Source organism: Rhodanobacter ginsenosidimutans, from assembly GCF_042655685.1.
Classification (GTDB): Bacteria; Pseudomonadota; Gammaproteobacteria; order Xanthomonadales; family Rhodanobacteraceae; genus Rhodanobacter; species Rhodanobacter ginsenosidimutans.
The window spans coordinates 776,113-793,035 of the sequence record NZ_JBHSMM010000001.1; the positions used below are offsets into that span (position 1 = coordinate 776,113).

Consider the following 16,923-nt stretch of genomic DNA (forward strand, 5'->3'; position numbering starts at 1 on the left):
CCGCCGCTACAACAGCCGCAGCAACTCCTTCATCAGCGGCAGCCGGCGCACGCGCACGGCGCTGGCGCGGAACACCGCGTTGGCCAGGGCGGGGGCGGCGGTGGGCATGGCCAGGAAGCTGGCGCCGGCGGGCGAGCGGTCGCCGGGCACGGTGATCACTTCCACGTCGTTGGGCAGCTGCGCCATGCTGGCCAGCGGGTAGCTCTTGTAGTCGTGCTGCTGGACCTGACCATCCTTGTAGGTCACCGCCAGGTTCAGCGCGGTGGACAGCGCATCCAGGGTGGCACCGGCCACCTGGCCTTGCAGGCCCAGCGGGTTGATCACGCGGCCCACGTCGATGGCGCACACGGCGCGTTCGATGGTGAGTTTTTCGCCCTGCATCGACGCTTCGATGGCGTGCGCCACGTAGGCGCCGTCGATGTGCCAGCAGGCGATGCCCAGGCCGTTGACGCTGCGCAACCAGTTTTTCCATTCGATGCGGTCGGCAACCAGTTTCAGCACGTTGGCCAGACGGCCGAGGTCGAGCGTGCCGCCGCCGGCCAGCGCCAGCGCGCGTGGTTCACCGAGCAGGCGCAGGCGGGTTTTCAGCGGGTCCTCGCGCATCATGTGCGCGATTTCGTCGATGAAGCTTTCCACCGCGAATGCGTTGCTGAGGTGCGGCATGCCGCGCATCGGGCCGCGTGGCATGGCTGATTCCAGGCCGTACCAGTCGCTGCGGTAGTTCGGCACCAGACCCGCGGGCAGCTGGTCGGCGCGGGTTTCGGACGTCCACAGGCGGTTGTCCGGCACGCCGCGTTGCACCAGTGCCGAAGCGCTGGCCATGCGCTGGTTCCAGCCGATGAGTTCGCGCTTGCGGCCCACGATGGCGCTGATGCGGTGCACGCTGGCGGCGCGGTAGAAGTCGTGGCCGAAATCCTGCGCACGCGTCCACAACAGCCGCACCGGTTTGTCGACCAGCTTGGCCAGCATCACCGCCTCGGCCACGTAGTCGTGATCGAGCCGGCGACCGTAACCGCCGCCGACGCGGGGCACACGGATGTCGATGTGGTCGGGGGCCAGCCCGGTCAGCCGCTGCACCACGGCCCAGGCACGCTGCGGCGCCTGGGTGGGCACGACCAGGCTGGCGCGGTCCTTGTCCAGCCGCACCAGGCAGTTCATCGGCTCGGCGGTGGCGTGGGCCAGCCACGGTTGCACGTAGGTGGCTTCCAGTCGGCGGGCGGCCTTCTTGCCGGCGGCATCCACGTCGCCGTCGTTGCGCACGCGCGTGGTGGGCGCGTCGTCGCCGTCGAGCAGGGCCTGCGCCTGTTGTTCCAGCGCGTAGCTGCTTTGCGTGCCGCTGGCGCCGGGCTTCCATTCCAGCTCCAGCTTGTCGCGTCCCTGCAATGCCGACCAGGTGTCCTGCGCCAGCACTGCCACGGCCGGGGCGATCGCCGTCTCGCCGAGCGGCTGATCCTTCTCCGGCTGCAACTGCAGCACCTTGACCACGCCCTTGACCGCCAGCGTTGCGGCCGTGTCGATGCGCGCCAGCGTGCCGTCGGGCCAGGGGCAATGCACCAGCACCGCCACCAGCGCATCGCCATAGTGGTGATCGATGGCGTAGCTGGCCTGGCCGGTGACGATGGCGTGGGCATCCACGTCGCCTGCCGGCGCACCGATCAGGGTGTAGCGCTCCGGCGTTTTCACCGGGGGCACGCTCTTGGTCAGCGGGATCTTGCCGGCTACCTCGACCAGGCTGCCGTAGGTGACGCGGCGCCCGTCGGGTGCGATCACCGTTCCCGATTCACAGCGCAAGCGGTCAGCCGGGACGCCCAGCCGGCGCGCGGCCGCCTGCAGCAACAGCCAGCGGGCCAGCGCGCCGACCTGGCGAAGCTCCTGCCAGGCGGCGGGGATGGAGCCGCCGGTGCCGCCGAGCTGGCGGCCGTAGATCCAGCGCGGCTGGCCGTGGTCGTTTTCCACGCCCAGGCCCAGCGGAATCACGCTGACGCGGTTCCAGTCCGCGTCGAGTTCGTCGGCGATGATGCGTGGCAGGGAGGTGGCCACGCCGGTGCCGGTATCCGGGTCGCGCGCGCCGATCAGCACGTTGCCGTCGCTGTCGATCTGCACGTAGGGGCCCAGCGCCTGGAACGTGCCGCCCAGCAACGCCGGCGGCAGGTCGACCGCCCCGGCGGTGCGGATGCCCACGATCAACGCCCCGGCGGTGCCGGTGAGCACCTGCAGGAAGCGGCGCCGCGAAAGCTGGATCTGCCCGCTCATGCCTGGCCCGCCTTGCCGGCGGCCGCCCGCTTGATGGCGCGACGCACGCGCGTCTGCGAACCGCAGCGGCACAGGTTGGGCAGCCGATCGATGTCGTCGTCGGAGGGTTGCGCGGCGCGCGTCAGCAAGGCCACTCCCGAAATCAGCCAGCCTGGCGTGCAGTAGCCGCAGCCGATTGCGTCCTCGTCGATGAAAGCCTGCTGCAGCGGATGCAGGGTGCCGTCGTTGGCGGCCAGGCCCTCCACCGTGGTGACCCGTTTGCCCGCCAGCGCCTTCATCGGTTGCCCGATGGCCGGCACCGGCTTGCCGTCCACCAGCACCAGGTCGGCGCCGTTGCCGGCCTGGGCATCACCACCGTACTTGGTGCCGGTCAGGCGCAGCACGTCGCGCAGGTACCACAGCAGCGGCATCGCGGGATCGCCGGTATGACGGAAGGGCTCGCCGTTGATGACCACCTCGATACCATCGCGGATCTTCTCGGGCACGATGTTGCTGTCCGGGGTCGGCATGGCCTGATCTTGCGCGGGCGGCATCCATCATCTCCTTGGCGGGTATCGCCCTATTGTGACATTGCCGCCCCGGGCTCAGGGTGCCGCGCGGCTGAACAGCCGGCGCCAGACCACGTACACCGGCACGCCGGCCAGCATGATCAGCGCGCCGATGCCGGCATTGCGCGGGTTGTCCAGCATGGTCATCACCACCACCCACGCCACGATGCCGATGAACAGCAGCGGCAGCCACGGATAGCCGGGCACGCGGAAACTGGCCGTGGCGCCGTCGCGGCGGCGGTACCAGAACAGCGTGGCCACGCCCGCCGCGCAGGCCAGCCAGTCGCCGAAGGTGGCGTAATCCAGCAACTGGCCGTAGCTGCCCGACAGCGCCAGCACGATCGCCCAGCCGGACAACAGCAGCAGCGCGGTGTTCGGTGTGCGGTAACGCGGATGCAGCCGCGCCACGGCGCGGAAGAACAGGCCGTCCTCGCCCATCACCTGCAGCACGCGCGCGCCGGCCACCAGGGTGATGTTGCAGAAACCCAGAGTGGAAATCGCCACACCCAACGCGATCACTTTCGCCCCGGTGGGGCCGAGCACCCGCTGCATCACGTCGGCCGCCGGGGCCGTGCTGGCGGCCAGCCCGTCGTGGCCGAGCACGGCGAGGTAGGCCACGTTGACCAACACGTAGGCCACGATCACCAGCAGCATGCCCAGGGTCAGCGCACGTGGCAGCGTGCGTTGCGGATCGCGCACCTCGCCAGCCAGGTTGTTGAGATAGGTGAAGCCGGAATAGGCGAACAGCACCGGCAGCGCGGCACTGACGAAACCGACGCCGTGGCGCGCCGGGTCAATCGCCAGCACCTGATCCTGGCCGGCCCCGGCAAGGAACAGCCCGCAGCCCACCAGCGCCGCCACCGCCAGCAACTTCAGCAGGGAAAACAGGTTCTGGATTTGCGCGCCGAGCCGCAGACCGAACAGGTTCAGCCCGGTCACGAACACCAGCGCGCCCACCGTCAACGGCAGCGACCACGCCGTCGAAAGTCCGAACAGCGACGCGGTGTAGCTGGCGAAGATCGTCGCCACCGCCGCGCTGGAGCCGGAGTAGATCACCAGCAGCATGGTCCAGCCGAACAGGAACCCCGCCAGCGGCCCGAAGGCCTCGCGCAAATAAACGTAAGTACCGCCGGCATGCGGCCGGCGCGCACCCAGCTCGGCGTAGCACAGCGCCCCGATCAGGGTCAGCACGCCCGCGCCGGCCCACACCAGCAGCAGCGCCAGCCCCGACTCCGTACGCTGCGCGGCCACCCCCGGGCTGAGGAAGATGCCGCCACCGATGATGCCGCCGACCACGATCAGCGCGGCGTCCCAGGGGCGCAGGCTGCGCAGGTAGGTATCGGGTTTCGTGGGCGTGGACATCGAATCGGACGGCAATTGAAAAGCGCGACAGCATGGCGGTGCGCTGCGCGCCCGGCAAGCTGTGCCGGCTTTTTCGGCGTGTGCGGCACGCTGGCGCGCCCCGGTTTTGCCCGTGCGGGAGCAGAACGATGCGGCCCGCTTGCGGCACAATAGGCGGCTTGCGTGCGGCAAAAGCCGCCCGCAGCCCTCGTCCCCGCCATTCAAAGCCGCCCATGACCACCATCAAGCAAGCCGACCTGATCCAGTCCGTCGCCGACGCGCTGCAATACATCAGCTATTACCACCCGGTCGATTACATCAAGGCGCTCGCCGCCGCCTACGAGCGCGAGGAAAGCCCTGCCGCGAAGGATGCGATGGCGCAGATCCTGATCAACTCGCGCATGGCCGCCGAAGGCCACCGGCCGCTGTGCCAGGACACCGGCATCGTCACGGTATTTTTGAAAGTGGGCATGAACGTGCGCTGGGACGATGCCACCATGTCACTGGAAGACATGGCCAACGAAGGCGTGCGCCGCGCCTACCTGGACCCGGACAACAAGCTGCGCGCCAGCGTGCTGGCCGACCCGGCCGGCAAGCGCGTCAACACCAAGGACAACACGCCGTCGGTGGTGAACATGTCGATCGTGCCCGGCGACACGGTCGAGGTGATCGTGGCGGCGAAGGGCGGCGGCTCCGAGGCGAAATCGAAATTCGCCATGCTCAACCCGTCCGACTCGATCGTCGACTGGGTGCTGAAAACCGTGCCCACCATGGGTGCCGGCTGGTGCCCGCCGGGCATGCTGGGCATCGGCATCGGCGGCACCGCCGAGAAGGCGATGCTGATGGCGAAGGAATCGCTGATGGAGTCGATCGACATCCAGGAACTGATCGCACGCGGCCCGGCCAATCGCGCCGAGGAACTGCGCATCGAGCTGTTCGAGAAGGTCAACGCGTTGGGCATCGGCGCGCAAGGCCTGGGCGGGCTCACCACCGTGCTCGACGTCAAGGTGAAGGATTTCCCCACCCACGCGGCCAACCTGCCGGTGGCGCTGATCCCCAACTGCGCCGCCACCCGCCACGCGCATTTCGTGCTGGACGGCTCAGGTCCGGTGATGCTCGATCCGCCCTCGCTGGAAGACTGGCCCAAGCTCACCTATGACGCCTCGAAGGGGCGTCGGGTGAATCTGGATACGGTGACGAAGGACGACGTGGCCAGCTGGAAGCCCGGCGAAACCCTGCTGCTCAGCGGCAAGTTGCTCACCGGCCGCGACGCCGCGCACAAGCGCATGGTCGAGATGCTGAACAAGGGCGAGCCGCTGCCGGTCGATTTCAACGGCCGCTTCATCTACTACGTGGGCCCGGTCGACCCGGTGCGCGAGGAAGTGGTCGGCCCCGCCGGCCCCACCACCGCCACGCGCATGGACAAGTTCACCGAACAGGTGCTGGCGCAGACCGGCCTGCTGGGCATGGTCGGCAAGGCCGAGCGCGGTCCGGCCGCGATCGAGGCGATCAAGAAGCACCAGTCGGTGTACCTGATGGCCGTCGGCGGCGCGGCGTACCTGGTGTCGAAAGCGATCAAGGCCTCGCGCGTCGTGGGTTTCGCCGATCTCGGCATGGAGGCGATCTACGAATTCACCGTGGAAGACATGCCAGTCACGGTGGCCGTCGATTCCGCCGGCAGCTCGGTGCACCAGACCGGGCCGCGCGAGTGGCAGGCCCGCATCGGGAAAATCCCCGTCTTTATCCAGTAAAAGCCGTGCGCGCAGCGCACCCGTTTGCCTCCTCCCCCTGCGGGGGAGGATTGAGGAGGGGAGCGCCCGGTAGCCACTGCGCCCATCAAGCAAAAGCATCCCACCCCAGCCCTCCCCTGCGAGCAGGGGAGGGGGAAAGCGGCGAGGCCACGCGCATCCTCGCCTCCCTTGCCGTCCACACCAAAAGCCACGCCACCACTTTGGACGTCCAAACGGGTTGCCGTTCCTCGCTCGTTCATTCATCATGACGCGTTGCAACACTGATTCGACCCTGGCGCGGCAATGACGCGCCAGCGCATGAGACTTCCCAATCCCTCCAACAACCAACGGCGACTGACCGTGACCGCTTCCGTTTCCCAAGCTTTGCCCTCCCACGCCCCCTGGATCGTCATGAAGTTCGGCGGTACCAGCGTGGCGACGCTGCCGCGTTGGCAGAACATCCGCGAACTGGTGGCCAGCCGCCGTGCCGAAGGCGCACGCGTGCTGATCGTCGTTTCCGCGCTGTCCGGCATTACCGACGCGTTGAAACAACTGTGCGCGCAGGGCGACAAAAGCAAACGGATCGAAGCGGCCGCGGCGATAAAACAGCGTCACCACGAGCTGCTGGAGCAGATGCAGCTGGCGGCGCCCGAGGGCTTGCTGGCGCGGCTGGACGACTTGGCGAAACTGGCCGAGGACGGCTCGCGCGTGCTGGGCGAACTGGCCTGGCAGGCGCAGGTGCAGGCGCACGGCGAGTTGCTGTCCAGCACGTTGGGCGCGGCGTTCCTCAGTGCCACCGGCGTCGCCACGCAGTGGCTGGACGCGCGCGAATGCCTCACCGCGATCGCCTTGCCGAACCAGAACGAGCGCACCCGCCTGCTCTCGGCGATGGTGGCGGCGAAGCCCGATCCGGTGCTGACGGCGCGGTTGGCGGGGCTGGGCGAAGTTTTCATCACCCAGGGTTTCATCGCCCGCGAAGGCCGCGACGACGGCGTCGCTGGCCGCACCGTGCTGCTGGGTCGCGGCGGTTCGGACACCTCGGCCGCCTATCTGGGTGCGCTGCTGAAGGCGCAGCGGGTGGAGATCTGGACCGACGTGGCCGGCATGTTCACCGCCAACCCGCGCCAGGTCACCGGCGCGCGGCTGCTGCAGCGGCTGGATTACGAAGAGGCGCAGGAAATCGCCTCCACCGGCGCCAAGGTGCTGCATCCGCGCTGCCTGTCGCCGCTGCGCGAGCCGCGTGTGCCGCTGCTGATCAAGGACACCAACCGGCCCGAGCTGGAGGGTACGGTGATCGGCCCCGAGGTGCGCGAGCACGCGCCCAGCATCAAGGCGATCAGCGCGCGCAAGGGCATCACCCTGATCTCGATGGAGTCGGTGGGCATGTGGCAGGAAGTGGGTTTCCTGGCCGACGTGTTTGCCTATTTCAAGCAGCACGGGTTGTCGGTGGATCTGATCGGCTCGGCCGAAACCAACGTCACCGTGTCGCTGGACCCGGCCGAGAACCTGCTCGATTCCGACGCCATCGCCGCACTGGCCACCGACCTGGCCAAGGTGTGCCGGGTCAAGGTGATCGCACCCTGCGCCGCGATTTCGCTGGTGGGTCGCGGCATGCGTTCGATCCTGCACACGCTGTCCGGCGTGCTGGCGGAGTTCGGCCAGTTGCGCGTGCACCTGATCTCGCAGTCGTCGAACAACCTCAACCTCACCTTCGTGGTGGACGAGGAGGTGGTCGACGCGCTGGTGCCGCACCTGCACGATCTGCTGATCGGCGCGGGCGCGTTGCGCACCGACGACAGCGCGCTGTTCGGGCCCAGCTGGGAAGCGCTTTATGGTCGCGGCGACGTGGCCCCCGCGGCGGCCTCGTGGTGGCGCACCGAAGAGCGGCAACGGCTGCTGGACATCGCCGCCAAGGCCACGCCGCGCTATGTCTACCATCTGCCCACGGTGCGCCAGCAGGCGCGTGAGCTGAAAAAGCTGGCGGCGGTGGACCGGTTGCATTACGCGGTGAAGGCCAACACGCACCCGGCCATCCTGGGCGCACTGGCCGAGGAAGGTTTCGGCTTCGAGTGCGTGTCGCCGGGCGAGCTGCGGGCGGTCATCGCGGCGGTGCCGGAATCCGCGCCGCTGTTGTTCACGCCCAACTTCGCGCCGCGCGAGGATTACGCGTTCGCGCTGACCACCCGGGCTACCGTGTCGCTGGATGCGCTGCACCCGCTGCAGTACTGGGGCGAGCTGTTCCGCGACAAGGAGATCGTGCTGCGGGTGGATCTGGGCCGCGGCCTGGGCCATCACGAGAAAGTGCGCACCGGCGGCAGCGGCAGCAAGTTCGGCTTGCCGGTCGACCAGCTCGACAGCTTCCTGCGCCTGGCCGATGCGCATGGCGTGATCGTGCGCGGCCTGCACGCGCACCTGGGCTCGGGCATTCTCGATGACAGCCACTGGGGTGAGGTTTATGGCCAGTTGGCCAGCCTCGCCGAACGCATCGGCAGCGTCAGCTTCATCGACATCGGCGGCGGCCTGGGCGTGCCATCGCACCCGGGTGAGGCGGCGCTGGACATCGCCGGCCTGGACCGCGTGCTGCGCGACGTGAAGACCGCCTACCCGCATTACCAGTTGTGGATGGAACCGGGCCGCTATCTGGTGGCCGACGCCGGCGTGCTGCTGGCGCGCACTACCCAGCAGAAGGGCAAGGGCGCGTTCCGTTACCTCGGCATCGACACCGGCATGAACAGCCTGATCCGCCCCGCGCTGTACGACGCCTGGCACCAGATCGTCAACCTCACCCAGCTCGACGCGCCGGCCACCGCGCTGTACCAGGTGGTGGGCCCGATCTGCGAAAGCGGCGACGTGCTGGGCACCGACCGCCGCCTGCCCGAGGCCAACGAAGGCGACGTGATGCTGATCGCCCAGGCAGGCGCCTACGGCAAGGTGATGTCGTCGCCGTACAACTTGCGCGATGAGGCGGAAGAGGTGGTGATCGAGTAGCGCTTCTGCCTCCTCTCCCCTTTGGGGAGAGGATTGAGGTGAGGGGCCACGCCGCCGTAAATACCCAACGAAGGAGCGTTCAAGGATGAAACGCATCAACGTGGATCGCGCGCGTGGATTGCGTCGCGCGATGACGGATGTAGAGCGGTTGTTGTGGCGATACCTGCGTAACCGCCACTTGTCGGGATGGAAATTCCGCAGGCAACACGAAGTAGGCCATTACATCGTCGATTTCGTCTGTGCGGAGGCCATGCTGGTCGTCGAGCTGGATGGCGGTCAACACGCCGAGCTAGTGGATTACGACGAGCATCGGACGCAGTATCTGCACTCCATGGGTTACCGCGTGCTGCGTTTCTGGAACAATGATGTGTTGGCCAATATCGAGAGCGTGCTTGAGGTGATTCTGGAGGCCGTGGCAAGCCCGGCCCCTCACCCCAGCCCTCTCCCCATCGGGGAGAGGGGGCTTGGCATGCCGGAGAGTGAAAAGTGACAACGACAATTCAACCGCGCCTGACCCAGGTATTCCGCTTCGTGCGGGCCAACTACGCCAATGGCGTGGCCGAGCTGGCGTACGCGTTCGACGATGGCGAGGAGCTGGTCGAACGGATCAGCTTTCCGAATGCGCCGGCCATCCCCGCCGCCCGCGCCGCTGCGTTCGAGGCGGCGCTGAAGCTGCTGCATCTGGTCGCCGGCATCAGCTACTACAAAGCCGGCGTGCCGCCGAAGATCGAGCTGGCCGATGGCCCACTCGACGAGGCCACCGCCGACCTGCTCGACACCTTGTACCTGCATGGCTTGGCCGAGTTTGCCTACCGCAACGGGCTGGACCTGCGCGGACGCATCGCGTTCCCACGCGCTCTTCCCCCCTCTCCCGCTGACGGGAGAGGGGCCGGGGGAGAGGGCAGTGCCCCCACGCTGGGCCTCCCGAAGCACACCCTCGTCCCCATCGGCGGCGGCAAGGATTCGCTGGTGGCGGTGGAGGCGATCAAATCCATCGGTGGTGACGCCACCGCCGTATGGGTGGGCAACTCGCCGCTGATCGCCGCCTGCGCCGAACGCACCGGCTTGGCCCTGCTGAACATCCAGCGCGAACTGGCGCCGGGTCTGTTCGAGCTGAACCAGCGCGGCGCGTGGAACGGCCACATTCCGGTGACCGCGGTGAACTCGGCGATCCTGGTGGTGGCGGCGATCCTGTACGGCCATGATTCCATCGCCTTCGCCAACGAGCGTTCCGCCTCGGCGGCCACGCTGGAATACGAAGGCCAGCAAGTGAATCATCAGTGGAGCAAGGGTTATTTGTTCGAGACCTTGCTCAACGACTGGCTGCACAGCCATGTCGCCGCGGACCTCGATTACTGCTCGCTGCTGCGCCCGTATTCCGAGCTGGCGATCACCCGTGCGTTCGCGAAGCTGACGCCGTATTTCGACGTGTTCTCCAGCTGCAACCGCAACTTCAGGATTCTTGGCCCCAAGCCGGTGGATCGCTGGTGCGGGCAGTGCCCGAAGTGCCATTTCGTGTTCCTGGCGCTGGCGCCGTTCCTGCCCAAGCCCCGGTTGCTGTCGATCTTCGGCCGCAACCTGCTGGATGACGAAACACAGACGGCCGGTTTCGATGCGCTGCTGGAATACCAGGACCACAAGCCGTTCGAATGCGTGGGCGAGGGTGCCGAGGCGCGTGCCGCGATGTACGCGCTGAGCCAGCGGCCGGAATGGCAGGAAGACGCCCTGGTGGCCCGTTTCATCAACACCATCCTGCCCCAGCTCGATGTCTCGCAGTTGGCGCTGGAACCCTGGCTGCAGCCGTTGGGCGAACATCGCGTACCGGTCCGGTTGCAGGGCGCGCTGGCGACCATCGGTTGATGGATGTGCCCAACGCCTCGGTGCCTCCTTGTAGGAGCGACTTCAGTCGCGATGCTCTTGCTTTCGCAACACGACGAGAAGCGTCGCGACTGAAGTCGCTCCTACAGGAATCCGCGGCGTGACGGGGCCGCTACCATGCGCATCGCTGATCTAACCGGCCATCGCGTCGCCATCTGGGGCTTCGGCCGCGAAGGGCGCGCAGCCCTCCGCGCGCTGCGCCAGCGCTGCCCCGACCAGCATTTCACCGTGTTCTGCAGTGCCGCCGAGGTCGAGGCGGTGCGTGCGTTCGATGCGGCGCTGGAGGTGATCGCAGGCGAACCGGATGCCGCCGCGTTGGCCCGGTTCGACATCGTGGTGAAATCGCCCGGCATCTCCGCCTACAAACCGGCACTGCTCGCCGCGCAGGCGCAAGGCACGCGATTCACCTCGGGTACCGCGCTGTGGTTCGGCGAGAATCCGGCGGCACGCGTGATCGCCGTCACCGGCACCAAGGGCAAGAGCACCACCAGCGCCTTGATCGCGCACCTGGCGCGCGCGCTGGGCGTACGCACCGCGCTGGCCGGCAATATCGGCCTGCCGTTGCTGGAGTTGCTCGACCAACATGCTGACCTGTGGGTGATCGAGTTGTCCAGCTTCCAGACCGGCGAGGCCGGCCCGCTGGAACTGGGCGTGATCACCAGCCTGTACGAGGAACACCTGGACTGGCACGGCTCGCGCGAGCAATACGTCACCGACAAACTGCGCCTGGCCGACGTGTCGCGCCAATGTCTGGTGAACGCGTTGCAGCCGGCGCTGCTGGAACGCACGCAACACCATCCTCATCGCCTGCTGTTCGGCCGGTCGGAAGGCTGGCACGTCGTCGACGCTTTCATCTGCCGTGGCGCGCAGCAGGTATTCCCGATCGCGCAACTGGCCGCGCCAGGCTTGCACAACGCGCTGAACGCCTGCGCCGCGCTGGCCGCGCTGGAAGCGTTGGGCATGGATGCGCTGGCTGCTGCGCCCGCGCTTGCACGTTTCCGCCCACTGCCGCACCGGCTGCAACCGCTGGGCGAACACGGCGGTTGGCATTGGGTCAACGACTCGATCAGCACCACGCCGCTGGCCACACTGGCCGCGCTGGAAAGCCTGCATGGCCGCGCGGTGACCGTGCTGGTCGGCGGTCATGATCGCGGGCTGGACTGGACGCCGTTCGTCGACGCGATGCGCCACGCGCCGGCCCACGCGATCATCTGCATGGGCAGCAACGGCGCACGCATCGAAAGCGCGCTGCGCACGGCTGGGGTCGTCTGTCCGGTCCTGCTGGTGGGCAATCTCGCCAGTGCGGTCGAAACCGCCAAAACCCATACGCCCGAAAACGGTGTGATCCTGCTCTCGCCGGGTGCGCCGAGTTTCGACCAGTTCAGGGACTATGCGGAGCGCGGGCGGAGGTTCAGTGCCTTGGCCGGCTTTGATGCGGCAAACATTGCCAGCATCGACGGGCTGGGTATCGAGGGAAGTCCGCACGACTGACCAGGCCGCACAGGCTGTCCGACGGTAATCCGCGCACGATGCTTTCGCTGTTCCGACGCCAGCCGCACGGGTTTGCGACCGATGTCAGGAGCCATGGCCGAACTGCTTCGCCAGCAGCGTGAAACCTTGGCGGACGTAGTACGCCATCGGCCGCGCCGCATCGCTCTGCTTCCACTTCTCCAATGCCAGGCGCAACGTGCCGATCGCCACCATGGCGACCAGTCGAAGCCCCTCCCGTCGTGCCGGCGACGGCCACCGTTCGCACATCGCTTCCAGCAGGACCTGTTCGGTTTCCACGAAGACGGCTTCCTTGCGGGCGCGGAGGGCTTCGGTGGAGTGCATCAGGCGGTCGAAGGCGACGGATTCCTTTGTCTCGTAGCGGGCGGCGAGCTTGATCAGGCACTTTCTGGCGACATCGATGGGTGCCTGGTCAGGCGACTCGGCGAGCATCGCGGGCCGGAGTGCTTCGCGAAAACCGCTGTCGTGGGCGGACAGCAGAATCGCTTCCTTGGACTTGAAGTAATGGAAGAAGGTGCGGCGCGAAATGCCGGCGGCGCTGGCGATCGCGTCGACGGTGGTGGTTTCGTAGCCGTGCTTCACGAACAGCTTCAGGCCTATTTCGATGATGCGTTCATGGGTCTCATGACGCTTGCGCTCGCGTAGGCCCCGGGGCGGTTCTGACGCAGTTTCCATAGCCATGTTTCTCGCGCCTTCTTGCAAGGTTGCACTGGGTGCAATAATAATACTGCACTCAGTGCAATTATGCAGGCGGGTCGGTGGTGCCTCAATCGGGCCTTCGCGCCGTTGCCAGTTGTTGACTCCAAGCGTAAGGAATGATGCCTTGACCCATGACGTTGTGATTGCCGGCGCCGGCCCCGTCGGCCTGTTTCTCGCCTGTGAGCTGCGCCTTGCCGGTGTCTCGGTGCTGGTGCTGGAGCGGGCCGAGGATCCGCATTCGTCGTTGAAACGGCTGCCGTTCGGCATGCGCGGCCTGTGGGCGCCCAGCACCGACGCTTTCTACCGGCGGGGCATGCTGGACGACATCATGATGCCGCAGGCGGCGGGTATCGGCTTTGGCAGCGGTGCGTCGGCCACCGCGCCAGGCTCCGGGCGGCCGCGCCGCCCAGCCGGGCATTTCGCGGGCATCCAGTTCGACTACGACAACATTGATACGTCGAAGTGGCTTTATCGTCTGCCCGGTTCGCCGATCACGAATGTGGCGTCCGACATGGCGCACATCGAGGCCGGCCTCATCGCGCGCGCCAGTGCAATGGGCGTGGAGATCCGGCGCGGGATCGAGGTGGAGGGTTTTGTGTCGTCCGATGACGGCGTGACGGTTCGTGCCGGTGGCGAATCGTTTCGCGCACGCTGGCTGGTCGGCTGCGATGGCGCCCGCAGCACGGTGCGCAAGGCCGGCGGTTTCGAGTTTGCGGGCACCGAGCCCGAGTTCACCGGCTACTCCGTCCAGGTCGAGCTCGCCGATCCGGGCCAGCTCAGGCCGGGTCGCAATTACACCCCGACGGGCATGTATGCGCAGGGGCAGCCCGGCGATATCGCGATGGTCGAATTCGATGGCGGCGCATTCCATCGTAACCAGCCGCTCACGCAGGAGCATGTGCAGGCCGTTTTGCGGCGCGTTGCGGGCGTCGACGTGACCTTGACCGCGTTGAAGGCGGGCACCACCTGGACGGATCGCGCCTGTCAGGCCACCACGTACCGCAACGGACGTGTACTGCTCGCTGGCGACGCCGCGCATATCCATTCCCCACTGGGCGGTCAGGGGCTGAATCTGGGCCTGGGCGATGCGATGAATCTGGGCTGGAAACTGGCTGCGGTCATCCGCGGCGATGCACCGGCCGATCTGCTCGACAGCTACGAGCGCGAGCGGCAGCCGGTGGGCGAGCAGGTACTTGACTGGTCGCGCGCGCAGGTCGCCTTGATGCGTCCGACCCGCAATGCGCGCGCGCTCGAGGCGATCATTCGGGACATCATCGACACGCGCGACGGCGCGACGTATTTCGCGGAGCGCGTGTGGGGCGTTTCCATCCGTTACGACCTCGGTAGCAGCCATCCGCTGGTGGGACGCAGCGCTCCCGATTTCGAGTTGCTCGACGGCAGGAGGCTCGGCGAGCTCCTTCGGAACGGGAAGGGCCTGCTGCTGGACTTCGATGCGGATGCGTCGTTGCAGTCGCTGGCGAGCCAGTGGAGCGGGCGGATCACGTATGTCGCCAGCGAGGTCAATGATCGGCTGGGAGTGAATGCCATGCTGGTGCGTCCGGACGGCTTTGTCGCCTGGGTCGGCGCAGGCCGCTTCGATCGGGATGAAGCCTTTCGGGCCGCATCCCGATGGTTTGGCGAACCCGGGGGCGTGCGCCAGGCCACCTGAAGCGTGTGCTGGTCGATACCTGGCTGCGGACGATCGGGAAGATCCGCGCTGATGCACGCGGGCGCCGCCGCTCCTGATGATGAGCGGCGGGCAGTCGATCAACCTGCCGTCATTTGGCCTTCGGCTGCGGATCGAGGTGCGGCGACGTCGATGGTGCGGGGTGGCCGAGGAAGCCGCTGTCGCTGAGCCAATCCTCGATCTGCTGGGGCGAGTGTTTCAGCGACACCAGATCCGTGCGCTCGCCCAGATTGTAGGCGTGGCCGCCGGCCCGGTAGATATGCAGCTCGGCCGATGCGCCACCCTTGCGATAGGCGTTGAGCAGGTCGATCGGTGGTTGCGAGCAGCACTGGTCGTCATTGGCCGCGGCCAGAAAGATCGGCGGCGAGTCGGGGGTAACGTGTTCGGCGGCGTGCAACGGCCCGGGGAAGATCAGGATCGAAAAGTCCGGACGCGCGCTCAGCTTGTCGATGCTGTCGCCCTTGCCGCGCGCCGCGACGGGCGGGCTCAAGGTCACCATCCGCGCCAGTTCGCCACCGGCGGAGAATCCAATGATGCCCACGCGTTGCGGATCGACATGGAATTGCTTTGCGTGTGCCCGGATGAAGCGCATGCCGCGCTCGGTATCGGCGCGGGCGTCGTCGAGTTTGTACGGAGAACCCTCCTCGCGGAACAGGCGATAGCGCAGCACGAACGCGGCGACGCCGCGCTGATTGAGCCATTCGGCCACCGCCGATCCCTCGCTCGTCGTCACCAGCAAGGTGTGCCCGCCCCCCGGGACGACCAGCACCGCGGTGCCATTCGCCTTGGCTGCGTCGGGCAGGTAGGCGGTGACGCTGGGATTGTTGACGTGCTTGGTCCAGTAATCCTTGGAGATTTCGGGGATGGAGGCGCGCGCCTCGAAGCCCGGCACGCCGCCCTGCCAGAGCGGGAAGCGCTCCTGCGCGGACGCGGCGCAGGCGAACAACAGGCACACAGCGAATAGGGCAAGACGTTTCATGCGGATCCCCTGTAGGTGGTCGCGCCACCATCAACCGAGCGCCCAATGCTGTCAAGCGAGCGACATGCAAGCGATTCGTTACGCACGGGAGAACGCATCTTCACGTCGCCGACAGCATTGCCGCCGGATGATGTCGCTTTGGCCACGGAGAAGAGACGATGATCAATACCAAGCTCGGCATTCTCGCCGCCGCCTGCGCGTTCGCGCTGGCCGCATGCAGCGACAAGCAACCCGCGGAGGCGCCACAAGCCGCACCCACCGCTGCGACACCGGCACCGGCACCGACCGAAGCGGCGCCGCAGGATTCAATGCAGGCGATGACCCCCGCCGCATCTGCCGCTCCGGCCACTCCCGCCGCTGATGTGAACGCCGCGGCCAACGGCAAACCGACCGCGCAGATCACGGATTGCTCGACCGAATTCGAAGGCACGGATGCGATGCAATACAGCATCTCGTCGATCGTGGTGCCGGCCTCGTGCACGGACTTCAAGATCACCCTCAAACACACCGGCAAGCTGCCGGTGGCGGCGATGGGCCACGACGTGGTGATCACCAAGACCTCCGACATGGAAGCGGTGGACGCCGATGGCCGCGCTGCCGGTCAGGACAATGGCTACGTGAAAGCCGACGACCCGCGGGTCATTGCCCATACCAAGCTGATCGGTGGCGGCGAAACCACCTCGGTCAGCTTCCCGGTCAGCAAGATCAAGGACGGCGGCCCGTACACGTTCTTCTGCAGCTTCCCGGGACACTCGGCGTTGATGAAGGGTTCGATCAGCGTGCAGTAGGGACGGCGGTGGCCTGTTGCGCGGGATCTGGGCGAGATGTCTGACCGCATGTTCCGCGCAACGGATTTGTCTTGGGGCGGAGCGACAGATGCTAGCGGCGCCCGTAACGAACGCGCGGCTCGTTCACGCGTTCGCCGGTATCGAACCGGACATGCTCGCGCAACCAGTCGGCGAAGTCGGTTTCGGTCAGGGTGCCTTCGGCGAGGGCGACATAGCACGGATAAAGTTCAAGATCGTCAGCATCGAGGATGCCGCCGTTGAGCATGATGAAGGCCTCGCACACCACGGCAGCCGTGCGCTTGTTGCCATCGACGAAGGGATGGTTGCGGGCCAGGCCGAAGGCGAGACTGGCTGCGAGGTCGACGAGGTCTGGCGGTGGGTCGCCATAGGCATGCTTTTGCTGTAGGTGGGCAAGGGCGGAATCCAGCAGACTTTCGTCGCGCACGCCGACGCTGCCGCCATGCTCGGCCAACTGGCGTTCGTGGATGGCGACGGTGAGTGCCTTTTCGATCCAGACGATCAT

General features: G+C 67.0%; 13 protein-coding genes. 7 read left to right on the forward strand and 6 right to left on the reverse strand.

Annotation, left to right across the window (positions count from 1 at the left end; genetic code table 11):
* Positions 1–6: 6 nt before the first annotated feature.
* The 3 genes from ACFPK0_RS03275 to ACFPK0_RS03285 are packed head-to-tail and all read right to left on the reverse strand — an operon-like array spanning position 7 to position 4,163.
* Positions 7–2,253: a xanthine dehydrogenase family protein molybdopterin-binding subunit gene (locus ACFPK0_RS03275; protein WP_377338334.1), complete on the reverse strand. Its 2,247-nt coding sequence runs from the start codon at positions 2,251–2,253 to the stop codon at positions 7–9.
* Positions 2,250–2,786: a (2Fe-2S)-binding protein gene (locus tag ACFPK0_RS03280; RefSeq protein ID WP_377338336.1), complete on the reverse strand. Its 537-nt coding sequence runs from the start codon at positions 2,784–2,786 to the stop codon at positions 2,250–2,252. Before ACFPK0_RS03280 ends, ACFPK0_RS03275 begins: the two co-directional genes overlap by 4 nt.
* Before the next feature lie 51 nt (positions 2,787–2,837).
* The gene (locus tag ACFPK0_RS03285) at positions 2,838–4,163 is read right to left on the reverse strand and encodes an APC family permease (RefSeq protein WP_377338338.1); all 1,326 of its coding nucleotides are present in this window, start codon (positions 4,161–4,163) and stop codon (positions 2,838–2,840) included.
* 212 nt (positions 4,164–4,375) lie between these two features.
* Here ACFPK0_RS03285 and ACFPK0_RS03290 point away from each other — a divergent pair, with 212 nt between their 5' ends.
* From ACFPK0_RS03290 to murD, 5 genes are all read left to right on the forward strand, one after another.
* Complete coding sequence (locus ACFPK0_RS03290; RefSeq protein ID WP_056081992.1) at positions 4,376–5,893, forward strand: fumarate hydratase; 1,518 nt, start codon at positions 4,376–4,378, stop codon at positions 5,891–5,893.
* A gap of 297 nt (positions 5,894–6,190) precedes the next feature.
* Positions 6,191–8,860 (forward strand): bifunctional aspartate kinase/diaminopimelate decarboxylase, encoded by a 2,670-nt coding sequence (locus tag ACFPK0_RS03295; protein ID WP_377338340.1) that lies wholly within the window; start codon positions 6,191–6,193, stop codon positions 8,858–8,860.
* Between the two features lie 85 nt (positions 8,861–8,945).
* The gene (locus ACFPK0_RS03300) at positions 8,946–9,350 is read left to right on the forward strand and encodes an endonuclease domain-containing protein (protein ID WP_056081987.1); all 405 of its coding nucleotides are present in this window, start codon (positions 8,946–8,948) and stop codon (positions 9,348–9,350) included.
* Complete coding sequence (gene murL, locus ACFPK0_RS03305; protein ID WP_377338342.1) at positions 9,347–10,720, forward strand: UDP-N-acetyl-alpha-D-muramoyl-L-alanyl-L-glutamate epimerase; 1,374 nt, start codon at positions 9,347–9,349, stop codon at positions 10,718–10,720. Before ACFPK0_RS03300 ends, murL begins: the two co-directional genes overlap by 4 nt.
* Before the next feature lie 135 nt (positions 10,721–10,855).
* The gene (gene murD / locus ACFPK0_RS03310; protein ID WP_056081980.1) at positions 10,856–12,229 is read left to right on the forward strand and encodes a UDP-N-acetylmuramoyl-L-alanine--D-glutamate ligase; all 1,374 of its coding nucleotides are present in this window, start codon (positions 10,856–10,858) and stop codon (positions 12,227–12,229) included.
* Positions 12,230–12,313: 84 nt separating this feature from the next.
* Here murD and ACFPK0_RS03315 read toward each other — a convergent pair whose 3' ends face one another.
* Positions 12,314–12,949 carry a TetR/AcrR family transcriptional regulator gene (locus ACFPK0_RS03315; protein WP_200946348.1) on the reverse strand — a complete coding sequence of 212 codons (636 nt, stop codon included), beginning with the start codon at positions 12,947–12,949 and terminating at the stop codon, positions 12,314–12,316.
* A 121-nt stretch (positions 12,950–13,070) separates the two neighbouring features.
* Between ACFPK0_RS03315 and ACFPK0_RS03320 the strand changes: the two genes are divergently transcribed.
* Entirely contained in the window at positions 13,071–14,615 is a 1,545-nt protein-coding gene (locus tag ACFPK0_RS03320) for an FAD-dependent monooxygenase (RefSeq protein WP_200946347.1), read from the forward strand.
* Positions 14,616–14,724: 109 nt separating this feature from the next.
* On the opposite strand, the gene ACFPK0_RS03325 is transcribed toward ACFPK0_RS03320, so the two are convergent.
* Entirely contained in the window at positions 14,725–15,612 is an 888-nt protein-coding gene (locus ACFPK0_RS03325; RefSeq protein ID WP_056081972.1) for an alpha/beta hydrolase, read from the reverse strand.
* Between the two features lie 158 nt (positions 15,613–15,770).
* Here ACFPK0_RS03325 and azu point away from each other — a divergent pair, with 158 nt between their 5' ends.
* On the forward strand, positions 15,771–16,400 hold the full coding sequence (azu, locus tag ACFPK0_RS03330; protein WP_056081969.1) for an azurin: 630 nt from the start codon (positions 15,771–15,773) through the stop codon (positions 16,398–16,400).
* Positions 16,401–16,491: 91 nt separating this feature from the next.
* On the opposite strand, the gene ACFPK0_RS03335 is transcribed toward azu, so the two are convergent.
* Positions 16,492–16,923: a type II toxin-antitoxin system death-on-curing family toxin gene (locus ACFPK0_RS03335; RefSeq protein WP_056084039.1), complete on the reverse strand. Its 432-nt coding sequence runs from the start codon at positions 16,921–16,923 to the stop codon at positions 16,492–16,494.